This window comes from Lawsonibacter sp. LCP25S3_E2 (assembly GCF_052117285.1).
Classification (GTDB): domain Bacteria; phylum Bacillota; class Clostridia; order Oscillospirales; family Oscillospiraceae; genus Lawsonibacter.
This window is the reverse complement of the sequence record NZ_JBQKJL010000052.1, coordinates 1-2,455: the sequence shown is the minus strand read 5'-3', so window position 1 is coordinate 2,455 and position 2,455 is coordinate 1. Positions and strand designations below refer to the sequence as shown.

General features: G+C 52.7%; 4 protein-coding genes. 3 read left to right on the top strand and 1 reads right to left on the bottom strand.

Annotated elements, in window-relative coordinates; genetic code table 11:
• The first annotated feature begins 77 nt into the window (after positions 1-77).
• Complete coding sequence (locus ACTQ3R_RS16365) at positions 78-203, top strand: hypothetical protein (protein ID WP_441792706.1); 126 nt, start codon at positions 78-80, stop codon at positions 201-203.
• A 69-nt stretch (positions 204-272) separates the two neighbouring features.
• Here ACTQ3R_RS16365 and ACTQ3R_RS16360 read toward each other — a convergent pair whose 3' ends face one another.
• Entirely contained in the window at positions 273-914 is a 642-nt protein-coding gene (locus ACTQ3R_RS16360) for a hypothetical protein (protein ID WP_235255563.1), read from the bottom strand.
• A 102-nt stretch (positions 915-1,016) separates the two neighbouring features.
• On the opposite strand from ACTQ3R_RS16360, the gene ACTQ3R_RS16355 reads away from it, so the two are divergent.
• Together ACTQ3R_RS16355 and ACTQ3R_RS16350 are read left to right on the top strand one after the other, a co-directional pair.
• Positions 1,017-1,721, top strand: coding sequence for a hypothetical protein (locus tag ACTQ3R_RS16355; protein WP_441780213.1), 705 nt, complete (start codon positions 1,017-1,019; stop codon positions 1,719-1,721).
• 2 nt (positions 1,722-1,723) lie between these two features.
• Positions 1,724-2,455 (top strand): DUF4314 domain-containing protein (locus ACTQ3R_RS16350; protein WP_441780214.1); only part of this gene is annotated, 732 nt, incomplete at its 3' end.

The following is a 2,455-nucleotide window of genomic DNA, read 5'->3' as shown; positions in this document are numbered from 1 at the left end:
TTTGTTAGCCCATTTTCTCTACCTGACCCACTTTTGACCCAGAACACGAAAAAAAGCGGGCAGGACTGGACGGCTACATGGATTTTCAGCAATACGGTCAGGACTGCATGGCAAACGACTGCGTGACGCAAACGGAGTTCGGCTTGCTGCGGCGCTTGGAGCCGCCATTTTCGGAGCAGGAGCAGGGAATGCGGATGATGTAAATAAAAAGAGGGTGCGATTTTGACAAATTGCACCCCTCAACAGTTATAGCCGGAATTTAGATGACAAAGCTATTTGATAAGCCACCGTTCCCCGTTCGGCATAATACAAATATCTCCAGGAAATCGCTCTAAAATCGCGCCGTCTCGCAGAGAACGCACCAGCGTCTCCTCACGATAGTCCGGGTCTTCATACCAAATATTGAAATATAGGTTATCCCCCTCCCGAAAGTTAAAAGATTCCCTATCATTTATCGCAAAGCTTATTTTCTCGGGCCAAATCATCTCAAATGTCCCGTCATTTGGCTGCCGTGTCAGCGATAATGGAGAGGTGTGAAGAATAAGATTATAACAGTCTTTCACAGTGGACAAAGGCAACCTTGCCACTTCCTGCGTTTTCTCTTGTTGATGCATGAACCGAAGAATATGTATCTTGCTTTCTGCAAAATTCACCACCAGCAGCACAACAGCGCCTTCATCATATACTGGGTAGCCAAGGTATTGACCGTCCACAGGCGGCACAGGTTCATAGACCGTACCGTCCGGATAGTGGATAAGATATAAGTGGTTGCTCCGCACATGGTGTCCCTGCCGGAATAGTTCTTCTGCCTCATAAAGATCGCCGTGAATATAGTCTGTTACCCAGTACCATTCGCTGGTTCCTCCCCGAACAAGCTCCATATTGGTCATGCCATGTATGTCAATAATTTTCATTAACATGCCTCGTTCTCTTGAATTGAAGTTTGTATACTTCATCATAACATATGAAAAGCAATGTGTAAACAGATAAAATCACGACAGAAAGGAGCTTCAACATTGGAAAGCAAACCAACGCAATACCATATCCGACCTGCCCGCCCGGAGGAGGCGGGCTTATTTTATACCCCGCACCCTGAAGAAGATAAGCGGCTGGGTACCGTTGGACATGTCCGTATGGACTTCGGGCGCAGCGGCAACGAGTTTTGGCATACCTGGTGGCCCCGTGGCCCGGAGGAACTGAACAGCCCCGCGTTCAAGAAGGAACTGCAGGAGGTCGTGGACACGCTGCGGGAGAGTGTGCTGAAAAACCGCTTCGCTATGGAGCGTTTTTGCTATGAACACGGCGGGAAAATCAACGGTGGCTATGCACAGAACTACGGCTACATCGTGGAAACGGAGCGCTACCGCTACTGCCTGCGCTGCAACCCGTCTCCCGGAGATTATAATGGCTACCTTGCGGTATACGATTTGGCCGTTCAGCGGCAGAACATGGCGCGGGACAAGCCGCTGGTCGGTCGTGTGACCTACGCCAACGGCGACGCGCAGGAATTTACCGATGCCAAAGCCTTTCTCAAGTGTGTGCGGGAGGAACTTTCGTATCGCCCGACCACAGGCTTCCGCTACGAGGTGCTGACCGACGATTCCAGCGTCCGCAAGCAGGTGGATGACATGATCTTCGACTTCTACGGCGAGGAAAATCCCCGCCGGTTGGAGGAATACCAAAAAACGCCCGATCAGGGCATGACAATGGGAGAAATGTGAGTATGGACAGAAAAATGGTGAATTTTATCAAGGAGCAGTATCCCCCCGGCACCCGCATCCGGCTGAACGCTATGGACGATCCCTACGCGCCCATTCTTCCCGGCACCGAAGGTGAAGTGGACTTCGTGGACGATAAGGGGCAAATTTTTATGAAGTGGGACAACGGCCGCACGCTGCCGCTCATCCCCGGCGAGGACAGCTTCACCGTGCTGCCGCCCGAGCTGACCACCCTCAAGCTGTATATGCCTCTGACCGCCGATCTCTACGAACGGAACGAGTACGGTGATCTCGATGACAGCAGCACACTGCTGGAGGGCAGTGAGCTGCGGGGCTATCAGGATCAGATCACGGCGGCACTGGCGAAAAACCGGATGCCGGAGGAGGCGGAGCGGGGTCTCATGCATTGGTATGATGGTGCTGACAGCGTTGACCGCAAGGTGCGCTCCGCCGTCTTCACCGTGGAGGAGCGTGATCGGCAGCTCTGGGGCGTGGCGGAATGCCGCGTCGCCGGGGAATTGTCGGACACCGAAATGGATACTTTGAAAGAGTTTATCACCGGACAAGCTTCAGATGGCTGGTGCGAGGGCTTTGAGCAGCGGGAGATCTCCGTGGATGACGGCGGTGAATTGTATGTCCACTTTTGGAATTCGGACGAGTGGAGCATCCAAACGGAACAGGAATTGTTCGCCCCCAAACTCCATGAGCAGAATGGGATGAAGATGGGAGGGATGACC

What these genes read in the sequence shown, in the direction of transcription:
- ACTQ3R_RS16365 (WP_441792706.1), top strand. Translation starts at nt 78, where the DNA reads ATGGATTTTCAGCAATACGGTCAGGACTGCATGGCAAACGACTGCGTG.
- ACTQ3R_RS16360 (WP_235255563.1), bottom strand. Translation starts at nt 914, where the DNA reads ATGAAAATTATTGACATACATGGCATGACCAATATGGAGCTTGTTCGG.